Here is a 20,364-nt window from a genome sequence, read left to right as displayed (position 1 = left end):
AGAAATGTAAAGTTTCTCCCCCTTTTATCTATAGTTTCTCGGATGTTTTCAATTGTGATTTTTCCTAAAATAATACCATAAAAGAGGGAGAAAGGTTCCCGAATAAAAGGAGGGTTTATATGAAAAAAAGAGTAGTAAGCACATTATTAATTACTACAATGCTTACCTCTATGTTGGCTGGATGCGGCAAAACAGCAGGACATGGCGGAGCAGTTAACGAAGATGGAATCAAAGAATTCACGGCATTCTTTGCAGTTCCAGGTACAGAAATTAATGATGACAATGAGGTTCAGCAGCTTATCGCTGAAAAGACAGGTTGCAAGGTAAAAGAGACTTGGCTTACAGGACAGACAGCTGAGGAGGCTGTAGGAACATTTATTGCTGGTGGCGAGTATCCAGATTTTATTGATGGTGGTAATGGTTCTGTTCAGTTATATGAAGCTGGAGCATTAGTTGCACTTGATGATTATATTGACAAATATCCAAATATTAAGGAATTCTTCACAGATCAGGAGTGGGATGCTATTCGACAGGATGATGGACATATTTACTGGATTCCACAGTTCACAAACATCTATGGAGAAGAAAGAGAATGTACACAAAACGGTGAGGCTTTTTGGATTCAGACAAGAGTGCTTGAGTGGGCAGGATATCCAGAAGTTCGCACAATGGATCAGTACTTCGATTTAATTGAAGCATACAACGAAGCTAATCCAACAATGGAAGATGGTACAGAGAATATTCCTTACACAATCCTTTGCGATGACTGGAGATACTTCTGTTTGGAAAATGCACCACAGTTCCTTGATGGTTATCCAAATGATGGTTCTGTAATCGTAGACCCAGAAACACAAAAGATTATCGATTACAATACAACTGATACAGCTGTTGCATATTTCAAGAAGTTAAATGAAGAGTACAAGAAGGGTATCGTAGATCAGGAGTCATTCACACAGACATATGATGAGTACATCGCAAAGCTTTCTACAGGTCGTGTTCTTGGTATGATTGACCAGTGGTGGGATTTTGCATATAACGCAGAAGATGCTATTAAGTCAGCAGGTCTTGATAAGCAGGGATGTCAATACGTTCCTCTACCAATAACTATTGATGAAAGCATTACAAATCAGTGGCACAATTCAGGCGGAGAGTTAAACGTTTCTTCAGGTCTTGCAATTACAACTAGCTGCGAAGATGTTGAAGGCGCACTTCAGTTTGTAAATGATCTTTTGGGACAGGAAGTACATGACCTTAGATTCTGGGGTGTAGAAGGTGTAGATTACGTTGTAGGTGATGACGGTATGTTCTCTCGTACACAGGAAATGAGAAACAATGCGTCAGATACAGCATACAAGGCATCACATTTATGCTCATATTCATATTTCCCACAGTGGGTAGGCACTAGCCGTGATGGAAAGAATGCTATGAGACCTGATGGTCAGGAAGATGAGTTCTATGATGGACTTTCAGATTCTGTAAAAAATTGTTTTGCAGCATATGGTGTGAAGACATATGTTGAAATGCTTGGTACATCTCCAGCACCAGGACCATGGTATCCAATGTACACATTCTCAAATTCAATGACAACATCAACACCAGGTGGTACAGCTTGGACACTTATGGGTGAGACAAAACACCAGTATCTTCCAAAGGTTGTAATGGCTGACGATTTCGATGCCGCCTGGGATGAGTACATGGAAGCATACAATGCATGTCATCCAGAGGATTTCCTCTCTGAGATGCAGACAGAGCTTGATAGAAGAATAGAAGAGGCTGCTAAGTATGAATAAAAAATCAATTAGCCTAACACAATTAAAACATCAAAAGGTACTTTTGATATGGGCTGCAGTAATAGTTGTATATGGAGTTGTATTCTATTATCTACCTCTTGCAGGATGGGTAATGGCATTTCAGGATTACAAACCAGTAACTGGACTATTGCATTCCAAGTTTATAGGCTTTGATAAATTTATTCGCTTGTTCTCTGATGTCACATTTTTGAGAGTAATTAGAAATACCCTTGCAATGGGTGTTATCAACTTGGCTGTAACATTTTTCATGGCAATCTTATTTGCAATCTTGCTAAATGAGATTGCCTGCCAAGGTGGCAAAAAGGTTGTTCAAACAATTTCTTACCTTCCACATTTCCTTTCTTGGATTATTGTTACAGGAATTCTTCATGATGCACTTTCAGGAACAGGAATTATTAATCAGTTGCTTTTAAACTTTAATTTAGTGGAACAGCCAATCAACTTTTTTGCACATGAAAAATACTTTTGGCCAATCGTTGCCTTTGCAAATGTATGGAAGGAAACAGGATGGAACGCCATTATCTATTTGGCAGCAATCACAGCTATTGATCCTTCTTTGTATGAGGCTGCAGCAATCGATGGAGCTGGAAGATGGGCAAAAATCAAGCATGTTACTTTGCCAGGTATTAAACCTACAATCATGATTTTACTTCTGATGAATATCGGAAATGTATTGAATGCAGGCTTTGAAATTCAGTACTTACTTGGAAATGGTCTTGTTATAAACGTATCTCAGACAATTGATATTTATGTATTGAAATGGGGTATCAGCCAGGGCGATTATGCAATCGGTACTGCAGCAGGTATTTTCAAGAGTGTAGTAAGTATAGTGTTGATTGTAATTTGTAACCGAATTGCAAAACGACATGGTGAAGAAAGATTATTCTAAGGGGGCTAGGCAATGAATAAGAAAAAGAGAAAGAAGATTTCTGGTGCCGATTTGGCCTTTAGAATATTCAATACAATTTTCATGATTGCTTTCGTAGTAATCACTCTTTATCCGGTATTGAATACTTTAGCAATTTCTTTGAACGACGGTACAGATGCATTAAGAGGCGGAATTTATTTATGGCCACGTGTATTTACTTGGAAAAATTACACCACAGTACTTCAGAAAGATAATCTGATAACAGGTGCATTTATTACTGTTGCAAGAACAATTATTGGAACACTTTTAGCTTTAGTATCAAATGCGATATTAGCATTTATTGTAAGTAGAAAAGATTTTATATTTGCCAAACAAGTATCCTTATTTTGGGTAATAACAATGTATGTTAATGGCGGACTTATTCCAACCTTTCTCCTATATAAGTCACTTGGTCTAACAAACAGTTTTGCAGTTTATGTGATTCCAGGAATGATCTCTGCTTTTAACATGCTTGTTATTAGAACCTACATGAAGGGTATTCCAGATAGTTTGGAAGAGTCGGCACAGTTGGACGGAGCGGGCTATACAACAATTTTCCTAAAGATAATATCACCTCTGTGCAAGCCTGTTTACGCAACTGTCGCTCTTTTCGTAGCTGTTGGTCAGTGGAACTCTTGGTTCGATGCAATGCTTTATAACAGAATGAGTGATGACTTAACAACATTGCAGTACGAATTAATGAAACTCCTTTCTTCTGTAACCAACCAAAGCTCGTCTGCTGAGTCTATGAAGAATTCTAACGGTTCCGTAACTCCAACATCCGTTAGAGCAGCAGCGACAATTATCACAATGCTTCCTATAATTTGCATTTATCCATTCCTTCAGAAATACTTCGTAACTGGACTGACACTTGGAGGCGTAAAGGAATAAAGGCATTATGAGAAATGTATTTTTAGAAATAGGAAAAACAGGTGAAGAAATAAATGCCAGAGTAGAAGAGACATTTAATGAGATTTTCTATGGCAATGACAAATTCTTTTACACAACTGATGATCAGACTATGGGGTATCTTGTTGACACAGGAAACAACGACACCAGAACTGAAGGCATTTCATATGGCATGATGATTTGCGTTCAGATGGATAAGAAGAAGGAGTTTGATCAACTTTGGAACTGGGCCATGACAAACATGTATTTGAGCCAGGGAGAAAATAAAGGCTATTTTGCCTGGTCCATAGGGACTAATGGCGAGAAATTCTCTGATGGCCCAGCTCCAGATGGTGAGGAATTTTTCGCTATGGCTCTTATTTTTGCAAGCCATAGATGGGGAGATGGGACTGGAATATATAACTATAGCCAGATGGCGAAGGAACTTCTGAAAACCTGTATTCATCACGAAGAGCTTTACGGTGGTCACAACATGTGGAGTGATGATGGCTTAATCAAGTTTGTGCCAGGCTTAGAGTTTACAGATCCATCATATCATCTGCCTCATTTTTACGAGTTGTTTGCCGAAAACTGTTATCCAGAGGATAAAGAATTCTGGAGGAAGGCAGCACAGGCAAGCAGAGATTTCCTCAGGATAGCATGCCATCCATCAACTGGACTTTCTCCAGAGTATAGCTTTTACGACGGAACACCATATCCTGATGATGGAAACTTTGGTGGTAGACATGATTGGTTTTACAGTGATGCCTACAGAACTATTGCAAATATAGGCTTGAATTATGAATGGACAAAAGATGATACGGAAGACAAAGACTTTTTACAGTGGAGTAGAAATACAGCAAACAATCTGCAAAACTTCTTCTACACACTGCCAGAAGAAAACAACCGTGGAATCTATGCAATAGACGGCACCCCTATTGAAGGCAAAGCACTTCATCCAGTGGGACTCACTGCTACAATTGCTCAGGCAAGCTTAGCTTCTGACAATCAGTGGAGTCTCAAAGCAGTAGAAGATTTTTGGAACACTCCACTTAGAACGGGTGATAGAAGATATTATGACAATTGCTTGTACATGTTTGCTATGCTGGCACTAAGTGGAAAATATAAAATGTGGTAAAAAAGACCCAGCTTACACTAGGTGTGAGCTGGGTTATCTATACTTTTATTATTCCTGTACTCCAATGGGGTGCAGGAATATTTTTCTTTAAATAATTTCGAGTAATAGCTTTGATTCGAAAAGCTGAAAAAATCCGATATTTCTTCAATAGTTGCATTTGAATACAGAAGTAATTGGGTACTTCTTTGAAGCTTAATATTATTTATGTAATCAGGAATAGACATACCGACCTCTTTTCTAAAGCATTTGGAAAGCCAACGCTCGGAAACATTGCATATTTCCGATAGTACAGATAAGTTTAGTTTTTTCTGTACATGTGAATTGATGTAAGAGACACAATTCGAAATCATAGGGGAGTAGCCTTTTTTATTTGTAGATTGTTTATTTACAACTTCTGAGATTGCGGCAATAAGTTCTACATAATATGGTCTTACATCAAAATAAGTTGGTGCTGAGTCAACCCTTTGACAAATAATCTCAGCAATCACATTTATAGCATCTTCTCCAACACCACTGCGTATTGCTTCCTGACAAATTTTGTTGGCAACGACCATAAATACATATTTTGTTTGCCGATCGTGATCTAATGACATTTTTGTAAATGAATATTGATTTGGCTCTGAAAATTTTTTAAATAGGTCTTCCATGACTGGAATTCCGTCCATTGCGAAATATGAGTATAGGTTGTTGTTGATAGATTCAGGGCTACTGTAATCTTTATCGTCGGGTTCAAGATGATTTACTTCAAGAAGTGATTGAAGATTATCTAAGGGTTCATTTGAAGCTATGATTTCATCAACTAAGATATTTGATTTGTCTAGCTCCTTAGCAGTATTGATAAAGTAGGCTAGGCAAAGGGCATTTTTTAACTCTTCAATAGAAATAAGCTTACTTTGTTTTATGTTTAGCTTAATTGCATCTTTGTCTTTACTATATGGTTTGCCAAAGAAAAAGTGATTTATAAATTCATCACTATGTTCTTGAGGTAAAGAAGGGCCAAGAATTAGAAAACTGTAGTCGGATAGCTTAGAAATGGCTATAAAAATGGAAGGTTCTTCAATAATGATTAGAGGGGTATCCATATCGTGCTCCTCATTATTAAATCTTGTGACCACATATTTCATTAAGCTAGGCATAGGAATGTCTGGAATGGAATAGGAGATTTCAGTGTGGCTATTGTAGATGCAAAAAGGAATGTTGATTGTAGATTGTAGGGATTCTAATAGCTGTAATCTGTGTGACATTAGCGCTCTCCTTTTGTAGTGTACAATTTTAATAAAATATGTACAATTCTATTATTTGTATATCCTGCTGTCAAATATAATTAACCCATAATAAGAAATGGGGGGCTACGATATGGAGCTATTTAAAAAAGATTTTATGTTAGGAGCAGCTACAGCGGCTCATCAAGTTGAGGGGAACAATACAAATAGTGATTATTGGGTTATGGAGAATATAGAGCATTCTATGTTTGCTGAAAAATCTGGATTGGCAGTGGATCACTATAACAGATACAAAGAAGATATAGATTTGCTAAAGCAGGCAGGACTAAATGCATATAGATTTTCCATTGAATGGGCAAGAATAGAGCCAACCGAGGGACAATGGGATGAACAAGAAATGAATCATTACATTCAGGTGATTGATTATTGCAAAGAAAATGGAATTGAGCCAGTAGTAACTTATCATCACTTTACATCACCTGCTTGGCTGATAACTAAAGGGGGCTGGGAAGCGCCTGAAGTGGTTTACTACTTTGAGAGATATGCAAAATATGTAACAGAACATATAGCTGGCAAGGTCAGATATGTGTGCACCATTAATGAAGCAAACATGAGACTTCAAATGGCGTTTTTGATTAAAGACATTATGGGAAGAATGGCAAAACAGTCAGAAGTACAAAATCAGGAGGGTTCAGTACAGGTTGGAGTTAATCTTTCGCAGAATCAATCTCAGATGATGATGTCTATGATGGAAACTGCAAAAGCTTTCAATGTTGCTGATCCAAGGAAAGTTGCAAATTTTGTATCCCAAGCATCGGAAGAAGGCGATTTACTTGTAATGAAAGCACATAATGCTGCCAGAGCTGCAATAAAAAATATTGACTCAAATATTCAGGTCGGTTTAACACTTTCTCTTCATGATATTCAGTGTGTAGAGGGCGGCGAAGAGTATGCGAAGGAAGCATGGGATAGTGAATTTTTGCATTATTTGCCATATATCAAAAACGACGATTTCTTAGGCGTTCAGTGTTATACAAGAAAGCTTTTTGATGCAAATGGGGCAAATCCAACACTTGAAACAGGACCCAAAACACAGATGGGATATGAAGATTATCCAGTGGGAATTGTAAATGTTGTTAGAAAATGCGCTAAAGAATTTAAGGGAAATTTAATTGTTTCTGAAAATGGAATAGCAACAGCGGATGATGACCGAAGATGTGAGTTTATAAAAGAGGCTATGTCAGGTCTTAAAAATTGCATTGAAGAAGGCATAAAGCTAAAGGGATATTTTGCATGGTCATTACTGGATAATTTTGAATGGCAGAAGGGATTTTCAATGACATTTGGATTAATCTCTGTAGACAGAAATACAATGGAAAGAACACCAAAAAACAGCCTAAAGGTTCTTGGCAGTTTTATTGAAAAGTAGTGAGGTTTATTATGACATCGAATTTAACATCTAATATGGAAGAAAAAGATATTTATAGAAAAGCAAAGAATTGGCAAATTGCGCTTACAACAATTAACTCAGGTGGAGCAATGTGTTTTTATATGCTTTTAACATATGCAAGTTATGTGGCTAATGTAGGTTATGGAATTGCAACTGCTCTTGTTGGATTTTTATTGACCGCTACAAGAATATTTGATGGATTCATTAATCCGTTCATAGCTATGTTAATTGATAAGACTATGACAAGATTTGGAAAAATTCGCTTATTTTTGCTTGCTGGCTGGGGTTTAGAAAGTTTGGCAATTTTTATGCTTTATATATGGTGCTCAGGCAAAGGCCATGGAATTATTCTTTTTACTGTGATGTATCTAATATACATTGTGGGATATACGATGAATAATGTTGCTGGTATGATTGCTGGACCTGTTATGACAAATGATCCAAAGCAAAGACCAATCGTTGGTGTGTGGGGAACAGTTTATAATTATTTTGCACCAATGATAATGACTGTATTTTTTACTGTTGTTTTGCTACCTAAATACAACAATGAATACACAGTAGAGATGCTCGCGGCATGCGCTACAGTGACAATTATTATATCATTCGTATTTACGATACTTGCTTGTATTGGTATATCAGAGGCTGATAAGCCAGAAAATTTTGGTGCAGATAGTCAGGGCGCAAGTGAAAAGGTGAAAATTAAGGATATGATAAAGCTTTTGAAATCGAACAAGGCTTTACAAATGTACATTGTGGCTGGAGCTACTGACAAGCTAGCACAGCAGACTGCTAGTCAATCTATTATTACTACAATGTTATTTGGTATTCTAATTGGAAACATGCAATTATCTACAATATTAAATGTTGTTGCTATGCTACCTTCTATAGCTTTTGCTATTTTTGGCGCAAGATATGCAGGTAAACATGGTAGCAAGGAAGCACTTTATTTTTGGACAGGAATAAGTATGGCGTTTTCCTTATTACTAGCTGCATTCATGTATATTGTGGATATGAGAACGGTTACTGTTGAAATACTTCCAACTGCTATATTCTTTGTAATTACATTATTAGTTAATGGTGCAAAGATGTGTGTGACAACTGCCACATCTTCTATGAGTGGGGATGTGATTGATTATGAAATGGCCCGTTCAGGAAAATATATGCCTGCGGTTGTTACAGGAACATACAATTTCTTTGATCGTATTCTTTCATCCCTTGGTGCAGTTTTGGCAACTACACTTATAGCTTTAATTGGCTATACATCAACAATGCCACAGCCAACAGATACACCAAGTCTTGCAATTAAAAATATGACAATATTCATATATATTGGATTACCATTTATTGGTTGGATTTGTAATCTATTTGCAATGAAGCTTTCTCCTATATCTAAAGAAGAAATGGTAAGGATTCAGGAAAAGATAGCAGAACAGAAAGCGAAAGTGAAATAAGAGTAATGAATAATTTAGCTGTGCAACAGATAATGATTGGATCGGCATGTAAAGATGAGAAGACAACATTAAGTACTTTGAAACGAATAAAACAGGTTGGTTACGATGGAATAGAATTGAATCTATTTATGATTGAGGACACGCCACTTATAGTTAGATTGCTTACAAAAATGGCAGGGATGCCTGTTGGTAAGGGGGCCAATATATATTGGCCCGATATGTTAAAGGAAAGTAGACTTAAAGCTACTAGTCTTCATGCCGATTTAGGAAGTTTGGAAAATAGAATTGATGAAGTTATTTCAAAGGCGAGAGAATTAGACACAAACAAAATAGTAATAACTGGAATGTACAGATTTGATTATGGCAATTATGATAATGTAAAGTCTTTAGCAAAAAGATTGGACAAAGTAGGCGCGAGACTACATGAATCAGATTTGCAATTACTATATCACAACCATAATGTGGAATTTTTGAAGGTTGATAATAAATATACGGCATATGAAATGATACTTAAGGATACGGATCCTGATTTGGTTAAGGTAGAATTTGATTCATATTGGCCTGCAGAAGCTGGTGTTGAAATTATTCCTATAATGGAGCAGCTTAATGATAGGTTGGTCTTATATCATATCAATGATAGAGGCTCAAGAGTTAAAAAAGCTCCAATTACTCCAATACTTAAATCAGATTCCATAGAGTTAGGATATGGAAATATGCCATTAAAAAAGATTCTTAGTTTGGATTGTATAAAAAATGCAGATGCAATAATTCTCGAAAGTCATAGAAATTGGATTAACAATAATCCTCTTGAATCTTTGGAGAAAAGCATAGCGTTTTTGCAGGAGAATTATATTTATGAAAAATAGTGAAATATTAAAATCGAATCTAGTACATTGGATAGAACCAGAAAAGGAAATTGATACAGAAAAAAGACAAAGACCAAAGTGGGTGGAAAAGTCTTTTGATGTAAAAACTATAAATGGTAACGAGGAACTATTTATCACAGCCCATGGATGTTATGAGGCATATATCAATAATCACAGAGTAGGAGACTTTGTTTTTGCTCCAGGCACATCGGAATATGAAAAGGAACTATATGTTCAAAGATATAACGTTGCAGGTCTTTTGAGGGAAGGCAATAATACTATTAAGGTATTGCTTGGAGATGGCTGGTATAGAAGTGCAGCAGGTGTTACTGGCGCAAGGAATCTTTTTGGAACCCATATTGGACTTTTGGCGTGGATTTCTTCGGAAGATACTATTATTGTGAAAACTGATGATACATGGGAGACTTATCCTCATTCTGAAATAGTGTCTGCTGATATGTGCCAGGGAGAAGTGATTGATTGTTCTAAAACCGTACAAGAAAACAAATCACATGTATACGAGAAGAACTATTCCTTTAACAATCTAATATTTACAGATAATCCTCATATTGTTGAGAAGGAAAGATTTAAGGGAAAGCAAATAAAAACTCCATCTGGAAAAACAGTCATAGATTTTGGTCAAAATATTGCAGGATATGTTCAGATGACATTTAATGCAAAGTCTGGTCAAAAAATCATATTAACTCATGGTGAAACACTAGATGAAAATGGTGAGTTTACTATTGAAAATTTTCAACCTGGAGAACGTCACAAAGAAGGTGGTATTTTTCAAAGAATTGAGTATACAGCTCATGATGGCAAAAATACTTACAAACCACATTTTTCTATTTTCGGATTCAGATATTGTTTAATAGAAACAGATATTTCATTAGAGGATGCAGTGTTTGAGGCAATTGCTGTGTATTCAGATATGGAAGAAACAGCAAGCTTTGAGTCAAGCAATGAAAAGCTCAATACGTTGTTCAAAAATGCAATGTGGAGCATGAAGGGAAATTTCTGTGATATACCAACGGATTGTCCGACTAGGGAAAGAGCAGGTTGGACTGGTGATGCAGGGATTTTCGTAAATACTGGTCTATATTTAATGGATTGTAGACGAATTTATGAAAAATGGCTGGCAAGTTGCAGAGCAAATCAATATAAATCTGGAGCTGTTAGAAATATCGTACCAAGAAACAATGAGGAAAGTTTCTTTGGAAAGCTTTTATCTGCATCTGCTGGATGGGGAGATGCAATTATTATTGTTACACACACGTTGTATAAGAGATATGGAGAGCAGTCGATTATTCGTGAAAACTATGAGGCAATGAAAAAGTGGCTCATGTTTCTCAGAAAAAGAGCAAAAAAAGGCTGTATAAAAAAACTTCTTAGCGGCAGTTTAGACAGTTTTTATGACGTTACAACAGGACTTGATTATGGTGAATGGGCTGAACCAGATGTAGAATTTGCAAGTGGAGTAGATATGAAAGGTAAGAGTGGCGTGGCAACTGCTTATTTAAGCTACTCTGCAAGGCTCTTAGCTGAAATGGCGGATATCATTGGAAAGCATGAAGATGCAAAAGAATTTTTGAAGATAAGCCAAGGCGCAAAAAAAGCATACCAGCACCGTTTTATTTCAAATGGCATCATTGAGTCTGATCGACAAAAGGATTATGTAAGGCCAATAGCTTTTGGACTTTTAGATGAGAAAGATATTTGCATCAATGCTAAAAAACTAAATGCTTTAGTTGAAAAGATGGATTTTCATTTAAATACAGGCTTTTTATCGACACCTTTTTTATGCAAAGTGCTTGCTGATAACGGTTATGTAGAAACTGCTTACAAGCTACTTTTGCAGGAAACAAAACCAAGTTGGTTGTACGAAGTAAGTCAAGGCGCTACAACTGTTTGGGAAACATGGGATGGAAAAGCATCCCAAAACCATTATAGCTACGGAGCAATTTGTGAGTGGCTGATAGAGGGTGTTTGTGGTCTACGATACACATTTGATGAACTAGTATTAAATCCACTACCAAGCAAACAGCTACAATATGCAAAAGTCTCTTATAAATCCGAAAAAGGAGTTATTAAAGTAGGTTGGCACTATGAGGATGACAAATGCCTTTATAGTGTAGAATTACCTGATGGTTTATCTGGAAAATTGATAAAGCCTAATGGTGAAGAGGTAATAGTTCAAGGAAAATATATTTGTGAATTATAATAAGTTATAAATATGTCTTATCGCCCAGATCTAATCCTATATTCCTTAGGTGATAGACCATATTTGGCTTCGAAGATTCTGTAGAAATATGCAGAGTTTTCGTAGCCAATTTTTTTTATGATTTTTTCTGTTGTAAGGGTAGTACTTTCAAGAAGGTAGGCAGATTCTTGCAGGCGGCGTTGCTGAAGGAGCTGCTTAAAATTCAGACCAGTATTTTGCTTTAGAAGTCGGCTAAGGTAGGCTGTGGAGTATCCTGTTAGCTGAGCCAGTTCATCAAGTGTTCCATTATCAAAGTGGGTATCGATATACTCCAGGGCCTGAATTGTGATTGAGTTACTGCCACGGCTCATGTCTGTTAAGGTATCAGATGAGAGAGTACAAAGATTCATCAGAAGCAAATCCATTGTGGACATGGCTATAGTGTTCATATCATTTTTGTGATATGTAAGGGTCCAGATTAAGTTCTCTAATAAGTTTTCGACAGGCAGTATTCCCTTGGCATGATAGAGCAGATAGTCATTATAATTTTTTCTTTCTGAAAGGGATGCTACGATAAAATCTCTCAAAATATCATTTCTATCATAGAAAATTTGTGTGCGGGAAAAGAATTCAGGAAGAATAATAAAGTTAATTGCAATATCATCCTTACCGCATGGCTCAATATCATGTCTGGCATGTCTGTTCAAAAGCAAAATATCTCCCTCATGTAGAGTCAAAGTTTCACCATCCACAAAATGAGTGGTTAAATGACCCTTTAGCATACAAACCATTTCGATATAGTTGTGTCTATGTGTAGGGAAATATGCAAATCTGGTGTGAGGGCGAATATCGATTAGCTTGCCTTGTGCCAAAAGCTTTCCCGAATCTATTACAAATTCATCTTCAGAGGTATACAGCTCTTTTCTAATGCTGGCATCCCCTTCAAGAATCATTTTTTCCTCATCTGTTATTCGGTTTAGGAGTTCATATATATCATTTTTCATAATGTCAAATAAGGTCCCAAAATATATAATCTGCTGTTCTAGTTACATCAATAAAACCATTATATTATAGGCTTAAATAAAGAGCAAATAAAGTTCTAGGAGGGTTAAGATGTTAGTAGAAACAAAAGCAAGAGTGGGTGTGTTTTCAATCGCCCTTGGCGCATATTTACCACAGTTTCCATCGTTGGTACCAGAATTTGAAAAGCAGTTTGAGGATTTTAAAAAGTCAATTCCGGACACTGTAGAAATAATCGATGGCGGTGTGGTTACAACAAAGGAGCAGTCACAGGCCGCAGGAGATAAGTTTAGAGCAGCAGATGTAGATTTAGTATTCATGCAGCTTCTTACATATGCAACAAGCTACAACATGCTTCCAGCAGTAAAGGATTTGGATGTTCCTGTAGTGCTTGTAAATATACAGAAGCTTAAGGCACTTGATTATGATACAGCTGGTACAGCAGAGTGGCTTGGAGAAGCCTATGCCTGCGGTGCAGTTGGAGAAATGGTGGCAGATCTTAATCGCTATGGTAAGCGTAGCGCTGTAATCACAGGTGTTGTAGAAGGTGGAGATGAAAATGTCGCAAGAGAAATAAATGAGTGGTGCCTTGCAGCAAATTGTCGACGTCGTTTTAGAGATACAAATATTGCCCAGATTGGAAGACCATATCCAGGCATGATGGATTTATATATCGATGAGTCAAATCTTTACAGAAGAATGGGACTCTATACAAAGCAGTTTGACTGGGAAAAGATTTGGGCTATTGCAGATGATATTACAGACGAGGCCGTTATTAAAGCAAAGGCTGAGGATATCTTAGATACATTCGATATTGTCGGTGGTGGCGATGTAGATAAAGTATGGGAAATGGCAAAGTATGTTGTTGCCTTTGAACAGTGGGTTAAGGATGAGCAGCTTGGTCTCGTAGCATCTCACTATGATGGATTTGCAAAGGGAATTGCTGGTAAGGTGGACAGCCTTCTTATTCCAGCCTTCTCTATGTTGATCAAGCAAGGAACAGCATGTGCTGTTGAAGGAGATATGAAGGTTGCTATGGCAATGAGCATTTTGAAGACTATCTCTGGCACAGGTCAGTTGGCAGAAATGTACACTATCGATTTCAACGATGATGTGACACTTATTGGACATTCTGGTTCTGGGGATGCAGCAATCTCACAGGCTAAGAAGCCAACTATGAAGATGATGGATGTGTTCCATGGTAAGACAGGCGGCGGATATCTTACACAGTTCTATCCACCTACAGGACCTATCACTTACCTTGGTATCACACAGGATGGCGAAGGTCACTTCAAGTTCGTAGTTGCTGAGGGTGTTAACGAAGAAGGAAAGATTCTTCAGAACGGCGACACAATGATGCGTACAAGATTCAGCTGCAGCGCTGCAGAGTTTGTAACCAGATGGAGCGAGACTGGCCCTACACATCATTTTGGTGCAGCAGTTGGTCATCATATTGAAACAATCAAAAAAGTTGCAAAGGTATTTAACGTACCAGTTGAAGTAGTAGTTAGATAAAGGAGAAATAGAAATGAAAGTATTAGAAGCAAAGTTTGTAGAAGGTTTTATGAGAATGGCAAATGACGGCTGGGAGCAGGGCTGGCATGAGCGCAATGGCGGAAACCTTTCATATAGAATTAAGCCTGAGGAAGTAGACAGCGTAAAGGAAGAGTTTGTAGCAGGAGATTGGAGAGAAATCGGAACAGAAGTTAAGGATTTAGCAGGAGAGTATTTCCTTGTTACAGGCTCTGGAAAGTATTTCAGAAATGTAGTTATCGATCCAACTGATTCTATCGGAATCATTGAAGTGGATGAGACTGGTAGCAAATACAGAATCGTATGGGGATTCGTAAATGGTGGCAGACCAACATCAGAGCTTCCATCACACCTTATGAACCTTGAGGTTTGCAAGAAGAGAGATGCTGAAATTCGTGTTGTATATCATTGTCATCCAACAAATGTTATTGCACTTACATATGTTCTTCCACTTGAGGATGAAATCTTCACAAGAGAAATCTGGGAAATGGCTACAGAGTGCCCAATCGTATTCTCACAGGGAATTGGCGTAGTACCTTGGATGGTTCCAGGTGGAAGAGACATTGCAGTTGCAACATCTGAAATCATGGCAACAAAGGATGTTGCTGTTTGGGCTCATCACGGTATGTTTGTATGCGGTACTGATTTTGATATTGCATTTGGTCTTATGCATACAGTTGAAAAGGCGGCTGAGGTACTTGTAAAGGTTCTTTCTATGACAAACAAGAAGCGTCAGACAATCCAGCCAGATGAGTTTAGAGCATTAAATGCACCATTTGGTGTTCAGATTAATGAAGAATGCTTATACGAAAAGAAGAGCGATATTATTGGAGAAAGATAATGGTAAATTACTATTTAGCGGTAGATATTGGGGCATCTTCGGGCAGGCATATGCTTGCCCATCTTGAAGATGGCAAAGTGATTTTAGAGGAAATCCATCGATTTTCCAATGGAATGATTGAGGTGGATGGTCATAAGAGATGGGACATTGAGGAGCTTTTTAGACAGATAATTATTGGCTTAAAGAAATGTAAGGAGCTTGGAAAAATACCTACCTCAATGGGCATTGATACATGGGCAGTAGACTATGTTCTTTTAGATGAAAATGATAATGTAGTTCGCCCATGTTTTGGATATCGTGATAGCAGAACAGCAGGAATGGACGAAGAGGTTTATAAAATCATTCCTGAGGATAAGCTATATGAGCGCACTGGAATTCAAAAGGCTATCTTTAACACAATCTATCAGCTTATGGCGGATAAAAAGGATGGATATTTGGATATGGCAAAAAGCTTCTTGATGGTTCCAGATTATCTGCACTATCTGCTGACAGGCGTTAAGTCGAATGAATACACCAATTGCTCTACAACACAGCTTCTAAATCCTGATACAAAGGAATGGGAATACGAGCTTATTGAAATGCTAGGTTTTAACAAAGATTTGTTTGGTGATATTAAGCAGCCAGGCGCATGCATTGGCACATTTACTGATTCAGTTAAGGCAGAAGTGGGATTCGACTGCAAGGTTGTGCTTCCACCTACTCATGACACAGCATCAGCTGTATTTGCAGTTCCTAACACATCCGACAATGTACTTTATATTTCATCAGGTACATGGTCGCTTTTAGGTAGTGAGAACATGAAGGCTATCTGCACAAAAGAGGCAATGGAGGCCAACTTCACCAACGAAGGTGGCTATGAAGGACGTTTCCGTTTCCTTAAAAACATCATGGGACTATGGATGATTCAGTCGGTAAGAAATGAGCTGATTGCAGCAGGACAGGAATATTCATTTGCTGAGCTTTGTGAAATGGCAGAGGCGGCAGATATAGATTCTATAGTGGATGCAAATGATGAATGCTTCCTTGCACCGAAGTCTATGATAGAGGCAGTAAAGGATTACTGTAAAAATCAAGGACAAAAGGTTCCTGAAACACCAGGAGAGCTGGCAAAGGTTATTTACCAGTCTCTGGCGGTATGTTATAAAATGGCCTGCTATGAGGTAGAAAAGATTACAGGCAAATATTTTAATATTATCAATGTAGTTGGCGGTGGCTCAAAGGCTGGATATTTGAATAAGCTCACAGCAGAAACTACAGGAAAAACAGTTGTTGCAGGTCCTTCAGAGGCTACAGCCCTTGGCAACATCGGTGCCCAGATGGTGGCGGCAGGTGAAGTGGCAGGGCTAAAGGAGTTTCGAAAGCTATTGGCATAAGTACATATATAATTGTAAAACCTCCCTTAGTCATTTAGAATGATTGCGGGAGGTTTTATTATGAAATCAGACATCAAATACAAACTTGCAGAAGCTATGAAAACCTGCATGAAAACAACATCAGTTGAAAACATCACAGTCAAACAGATAGTTGATGTATGTGGAGTTTCGAGACAAAGCTTTTATCGCAACTTTATCGACAAATACGACCTGATAAACTGGTACTTTGACAGGCTGCTGGAACAGTCTTTTAAAGAAATGGGCCAGGGTGAAACCATTCGCGAAGGCCTTATTAAAAAGTTTGCATACATAAAGCAGGAGAGATTATTCTTTACAGCAGGCTTTAAGGGGGACGACCAGAACAATCTCAAGGATCATGACTTTATAATGATTTATGAGTTTTATTGTGATTTGATAAGAAAGAAGACTGGTAAAAATCTTGATAAACATATGAGAAAGCTTCTTGAGATGTATTGCCAGGCATCTATTTATATGACCGTTCAGTGGCTTATGAAGGGTATGAAAGAGTCGGAGGAAGAGCTGGCTGATTTGATGATTGATGCCATGCCAGATATGTTACACAAGCTGTTTAAAGAAATAGAATTGGTCTAGAAAGCCTTTATTATAGCGATTTGTGAATTTTATAAAAATGTTACACATACGTATATCTGTAACTTATATTGACACACCCTATGATGATAAAATATCAATCGTAGGGTGTGTTATTTTTTTAACACAATGTTTGTTACAAAAAAGGAGTGTATTGTTATGGCTAACAGAATTTCTTTAAATCCAACATCTTATCATGGTGCTGGTGCAATCCAGGAAGTAGTAAATGAGATTAAGGCTCATGGCTTCAAGAAAGCATTTGTTGCTTCAGATCCAGATCTTATTAAATTTGGAGTTACAGCTAAGGTTACAGATTTACTTGATAAAGCAGGTATTCCTTATGGCGTATACTCAGATATTAAACCAAATCCAACAATCGAAAATGTAAAGAATGGTGTAGAAGCATTTAAGACTTCTGGTGCAGATTGTATTGTTGCTATCGGTGGCGGATCATCAATGGACACATCAAAGGCAATTGGTATCATCATTACAAACCCAGAGTTTGCAGATGTTCGTTCACTTGAAGGTGTTGCACCTACAAAGAACCCATGCGTACCTATTATCGCAGTTCCAACAACAGCAGGTACAGCAGCAGAGGTTACAATCAATTACGTTATTACTGACGTTGAAAAGGAAAGAAAGTTTGTATGTGTAGATACAAATGATATGCCAATCGTTGCAGTTGTTGACCCAGAGATGATGTCTTCTATGCCAAAGGGACTTACTGCAGCTACAGGTATGGATGCTCTTACACATGCAATTGAAGGATATACAACAAAGGCAGCATGGGAGATGACAGATATGTTCCATCTCGAGGCTATTCGTCTTATTTCAAAGAATCTTCGCGATGCTGTTGAAAACAAAAAGGAAGGCCGTGAGGGTATGGCACTTGGCCAGTACATTGCAGGTATGGGCTTCTCAAATGTTGGTCTTGGCATTGATCATGCAATGGCTCACACACTTTCAGCACACTATGACACACCACACGGCGTAGCATGTGCTATGTTCCTTCCAATTTCTATGGAATTCAATCGCGAGTATACTGGGGAGAGACTTCGCGAGGTTGCTAGAGCTATGGGAGTAGAAGGCGTTGATAACATGTCACAGGATGAGTACCGTGACGCAGCTATTGCAGCTGTTAAGAAGCTTTCTGAGGATGTTGGTATTCCAAAGACTCTTGATAAGATTAAAGAAGAGGATTTAGACCAACTTGCAACAGATGCTCTTAATGATGCTTGCTACCCTGGAAACCCTCGTGAGGCTACAAAGGAGCAGGTAATTGACATGTTCCGTATGCTCATGGCATAAAATATGAACAAATAGTTAAAAAACAGTGTTCTGTGATTATTAGTTTCACAGGACACTTTTTTTAATATATAATAAGAAATGATTAGGATAAATGTTTACTTAAAATTTAATTAATGCTATTATAGATAGGATTTTTTTATTTTTTAGGTTAACTAAGTTTTAGTCTAAATAGAGGAGTTTTGTAGAATGAGAAAGACAAAGATTATTTGTACAATCGGACCAGCCAGCATGAATGAGGAGACTCTTACAGCTATGGCTAAGGCCGGAATGAACGTAGCAAGAATGAATTTCTCTCATGGTGATCATGAGGAGCAGGGCATGAAGATGGATTTAGTTAAGAAAGTCCGCAAGAAGCTCAACATGCCAATCGCTATCTTGCTTGATACAAAGGGACCAGAGTATCGTATCAAAACATTCAAAGATGGATCTGTTACAGTTAATGAAGGTGACACATTCATCTTCACTACTGACGATGTAGAAGGTGATCAGACTAGAGTATCAGTTACTCACAAGAACCTTCACAAGGATCTTAACGTAGGTGACGTACTTTCAGTTTGCAACGGTATCGTATTCTTCGAAGTTACAGAAATCAAAGGCCACGATGTTATTACAAAGTGTACAGCCGGCGGTACTATGAGCAACAAGAAGTCAATGAGCTTCCCTAACAAGGTTATGTCAGGCCCATACCTTTCAGAGCAGGACAAGAAGGATATCCTTTTCGGTCTTGAGAACGACATCGATTTCATCGCTGCATCATTCGTTTCAACAAAGCAGGATATGATCGAGCTTAGAACATTCCTTGATGAGAATGGTGGTAAGGATGTTGAAGTTATCGCTAAGATCGAGAATCAGCCAGGTGTTGACAACGTAGATGAGATTCTTGAAATTGCTAATGGTATCATGGTTGCTCGTGGTGACCTTGGTGTTGAAATCCCATTTGTAAATCTTCCAGCAGTTCAGAAGCAGCTTATCACAAGAGCTCGTGAGCTTGGTAAGAGAGTTGTTACAGCTACAGAGATGCTTGAGTCTATGATTACAAATCCACGTCCAACACGTGCTGAAATCTCTGACGTTGCTAACGCTGTATACGATGGAACATCTGCAATCATGCTTTCAGGCGAGTCAGCTCAGGGTAAGTTCCCAGTACAGGCTGTTGCTACAATGGCAGAAATCGCAGAGACTACAGAGAACGATATCAACTACAATGGTCGTTTCCACAAGGATGACATCGCAATCGCTTCTATTCCAGATGCTGTTTGCCACTCTACATGTTCAATGGCTATCGACGTTGAGGCAAAGGCTATCGTTGCTTGCACAATGTCTGGTTACACAGCAAAGCGTGTTAGCCGTTTCCGTTGTCCAGTAGATGTTATCGCTATGACTACAGACAAAAAGGTTTGGAGAAAGCTTGCACTTAGCTGGGGTGTTACACCAGTTCTCGTTGATAAGTTCACATCACTTGATGTTATGTTCTATCATGCAGTTGGCCGTGCTAAGCAGATGCTCAACCTTAAGAGTGGAGACCGCGTAGTTCTTACTGGTGGCCCTATCGATGGTAACGTAGGTAACACAAATACAATTAAGGTAGAGAGTATTCAGTAAGATTTGAGAATTCACAGACAATTCACAACTTTTACACGACTTGAACAAAAATTTCAGTTAATATATACTCATCTCGAGAGAGATACAATTTTTTCATAACATTATTCTCCCTTTTGAAAGAGACGCTCCGCTGGCGTCTCTTTC

Annotated in this window: 16 protein-coding genes; 14 read left to right on the top strand and 2 right to left on the bottom strand. The window is 38.0% G+C overall.

Features of this window, described 5'->3' with window-relative positions; all coding sequences use genetic code 11:
* Positions 1-119 precede the first annotated feature (119 nt).
* The 4 genes from E7274_RS13940 to E7274_RS13925 are packed head-to-tail and all read left to right on the top strand — an operon-like array spanning position 120 to position 4,744.
* A complete protein-coding gene (locus E7274_RS13940; protein WP_304176758.1) occupies positions 120-1,790 on the top strand; it encodes an extracellular solute-binding protein in 1,671 nt (556 codons plus the stop codon).
* Positions 1,783-2,700, top strand: a complete 918-nt coding sequence (locus E7274_RS13935; RefSeq protein WP_304176755.1) for an ABC transporter permease — start codon at positions 1,783-1,785, stop codon at positions 2,698-2,700. Before E7274_RS13940 ends, E7274_RS13935 begins: the two co-directional genes overlap by 8 nt.
* Positions 2,701-2,712: 12 nt before the next feature.
* Positions 2,713-3,609: a carbohydrate ABC transporter permease gene (locus tag E7274_RS13930; protein ID WP_090395337.1), complete on the top strand. Its 897-nt coding sequence runs from the start codon at positions 2,713-2,715 to the stop codon at positions 3,607-3,609.
* A 7-nt stretch (positions 3,610-3,616) separates the two neighbouring features.
* Complete coding sequence (locus E7274_RS13925) at positions 3,617-4,744, top strand: glycosyl hydrolase family 8 (RefSeq protein ID WP_304176753.1); 1,128 nt, start codon at positions 3,617-3,619, stop codon at positions 4,742-4,744.
* A gap of 17 nt (positions 4,745-4,761) precedes the next feature.
* On the opposite strand, the gene E7274_RS13920 is transcribed toward E7274_RS13925, so the two are convergent.
* Complete coding sequence (locus E7274_RS13920; RefSeq protein ID WP_304176751.1) at positions 4,762-5,988, bottom strand: helix-turn-helix transcriptional regulator; 1,227 nt, start codon at positions 5,986-5,988, stop codon at positions 4,762-4,764.
* Positions 5,989-6,100: 112 nt separating this feature from the next.
* Between E7274_RS13920 and E7274_RS13915 the strand changes: the two genes are divergently transcribed.
* The 4 genes from E7274_RS13915 to E7274_RS13900 are packed head-to-tail and all read left to right on the top strand — an operon-like array spanning position 6,101 to position 11,955.
* Entirely contained in the window at positions 6,101-7,396 is a 1,296-nt protein-coding gene (locus E7274_RS13915) for a glycoside hydrolase family 1 protein (protein ID WP_304176750.1), read from the top strand.
* Between the two features lie 11 nt (positions 7,397-7,407).
* Complete coding sequence (locus tag E7274_RS13910) at positions 7,408-8,868, top strand: MFS transporter (RefSeq protein WP_304176747.1); 1,461 nt, start codon at positions 7,408-7,410, stop codon at positions 8,866-8,868.
* 5 nt (positions 8,869-8,873) lie between these two features.
* The gene (locus E7274_RS13905) at positions 8,874-9,734 is read left to right on the top strand and encodes a sugar phosphate isomerase/epimerase family protein (RefSeq protein WP_304176743.1); all 861 of its coding nucleotides are present in this window, start codon (positions 8,874-8,876) and stop codon (positions 9,732-9,734) included.
* Positions 9,724-11,955, top strand: a complete 2,232-nt coding sequence (locus E7274_RS13900; protein ID WP_304176740.1) for a family 78 glycoside hydrolase catalytic domain — start codon at positions 9,724-9,726, stop codon at positions 11,953-11,955. The genes E7274_RS13905 and E7274_RS13900 overlap by 11 nt, the downstream gene beginning before the upstream one ends.
* A 17-nt stretch (positions 11,956-11,972) precedes the next feature.
* Here E7274_RS13900 and E7274_RS13895 read toward each other — a convergent pair whose 3' ends face one another.
* The gene (locus E7274_RS13895) at positions 11,973-12,887 is read right to left on the bottom strand and encodes an AraC family transcriptional regulator (RefSeq protein WP_304176737.1); all 915 of its coding nucleotides are present in this window, start codon (positions 12,885-12,887) and stop codon (positions 11,973-11,975) included.
* Between the two features lie 160 nt (positions 12,888-13,047).
* Here E7274_RS13895 and E7274_RS13890 point away from each other — a divergent pair, with 160 nt between their 5' ends.
* The 6 genes from E7274_RS13890 (at position 13,048) to pyk (ending at position 20,220) form a co-directional block, all read left to right on the top strand.
* Positions 13,048-14,469 (top strand): arabinose isomerase, encoded by a 1,422-nt coding sequence (locus E7274_RS13890; protein WP_097076751.1) that lies wholly within the window; start codon positions 13,048-13,050, stop codon positions 14,467-14,469.
* Between the two features lie 13 nt (positions 14,470-14,482).
* Positions 14,483-15,328: a rhamnulose-1-phosphate aldolase gene (rhaD, locus tag E7274_RS13885; RefSeq protein WP_074790253.1), complete on the top strand. Its 846-nt coding sequence runs from the start codon at positions 14,483-14,485 to the stop codon at positions 15,326-15,328.
* Positions 15,328-16,701: a rhamnulokinase gene (gene rhaB, locus E7274_RS13880; protein ID WP_304176734.1), complete on the top strand. Its 1,374-nt coding sequence runs from the start codon at positions 15,328-15,330 to the stop codon at positions 16,699-16,701. Before rhaD ends, rhaB begins: the two co-directional genes overlap by 1 nt.
* Before the next feature lie 60 nt (positions 16,702-16,761).
* Entirely contained in the window at positions 16,762-17,313 is a 552-nt protein-coding gene (locus E7274_RS13875) for a TetR/AcrR family transcriptional regulator (protein WP_304176732.1), read from the top strand.
* A 156-nt stretch (positions 17,314-17,469) separates the two neighbouring features.
* The gene (fucO, locus tag E7274_RS13870; RefSeq protein WP_044936064.1) at positions 17,470-18,618 is read left to right on the top strand and encodes a lactaldehyde reductase; all 1,149 of its coding nucleotides are present in this window, start codon (positions 17,470-17,472) and stop codon (positions 18,616-18,618) included.
* Positions 18,619-18,804: 186 nt separating this feature from the next.
* On the top strand, positions 18,805-20,220 hold the full coding sequence (gene pyk, locus E7274_RS13865) for a pyruvate kinase (protein ID WP_033151523.1): 1,416 nt from the start codon (positions 18,805-18,807) through the stop codon (positions 20,218-20,220).
* Positions 20,221-20,364: the final 144 nt, after the last annotated feature.

The sequence above is a fragment of the Pseudobutyrivibrio ruminis genome (genome assembly GCF_015057245.1).
Lineage (GTDB): Bacteria > Bacillota > Clostridia > Lachnospirales > Lachnospiraceae > Pseudobutyrivibrio > Pseudobutyrivibrio ruminis_E.
The sequence above is the reverse complement of the archived record's forward strand: the minus strand, read 5'-3'. Positions and strand labels throughout refer to the sequence as shown.

Bases quoted from the DNA above. Each gene is read 5' to 3' on its own strand.
- E7274_RS13940 (WP_304176758.1), top strand. From the start codon at position 120: ATGAAAAAAAGAGTAGTAAGCACATTATTAATTACTACAATGCTTACC.
- E7274_RS13935 (WP_304176755.1), top strand. From the start codon at position 1,783: ATGAATAAAAAATCAATTAGCCTAACACAATTAAAACATCAAAAGGTA.
- E7274_RS13930 (WP_090395337.1), top strand. From the start codon at position 2,713: ATGAATAAGAAAAAGAGAAAGAAGATTTCTGGTGCCGATTTGGCCTTT.
- E7274_RS13925 (WP_304176753.1), top strand. From the start codon at position 3,617: ATGAGAAATGTATTTTTAGAAATAGGAAAAACAGGTGAAGAAATAAAT.
- E7274_RS13920 (WP_304176751.1), bottom strand. From the start codon at position 5,988: ATGTCACACAGATTACAGCTATTAGAATCCCTACAATCTACAATCAAC.
- E7274_RS13915 (WP_304176750.1), top strand. From the start codon at position 6,101: ATGGAGCTATTTAAAAAAGATTTTATGTTAGGAGCAGCTACAGCGGCT.
- E7274_RS13910 (WP_304176747.1), top strand. From the start codon at position 7,408: ATGACATCGAATTTAACATCTAATATGGAAGAAAAAGATATTTATAGA.
- E7274_RS13905 (WP_304176743.1), top strand. From the start codon at position 8,874: ATGAATAATTTAGCTGTGCAACAGATAATGATTGGATCGGCATGTAAA.
- E7274_RS13900 (WP_304176740.1), top strand. From the start codon at position 9,724: ATGAAAAATAGTGAAATATTAAAATCGAATCTAGTACATTGGATAGAA.
- E7274_RS13895 (WP_304176737.1), bottom strand. From the start codon at position 12,887: ATGATTCTTGAAGGGGATGCCAGCATTAGAAAAGAGCTGTATACCTCT.
- E7274_RS13890 (WP_097076751.1), top strand. From the start codon at position 13,048: ATGTTAGTAGAAACAAAAGCAAGAGTGGGTGTGTTTTCAATCGCCCTT.
- rhaD (WP_074790253.1), top strand. From the start codon at position 14,483: ATGAAAGTATTAGAAGCAAAGTTTGTAGAAGGTTTTATGAGAATGGCA.
- rhaB (WP_304176734.1), top strand. From the start codon at position 15,328: ATGGTAAATTACTATTTAGCGGTAGATATTGGGGCATCTTCGGGCAGG.
- E7274_RS13875 (WP_304176732.1), top strand. From the start codon at position 16,762: ATGAAATCAGACATCAAATACAAACTTGCAGAAGCTATGAAAACCTGC.
- fucO (WP_044936064.1), top strand. From the start codon at position 17,470: ATGGCTAACAGAATTTCTTTAAATCCAACATCTTATCATGGTGCTGGT.
- pyk (WP_033151523.1), top strand. From the start codon at position 18,805: ATGAGAAAGACAAAGATTATTTGTACAATCGGACCAGCCAGCATGAAT.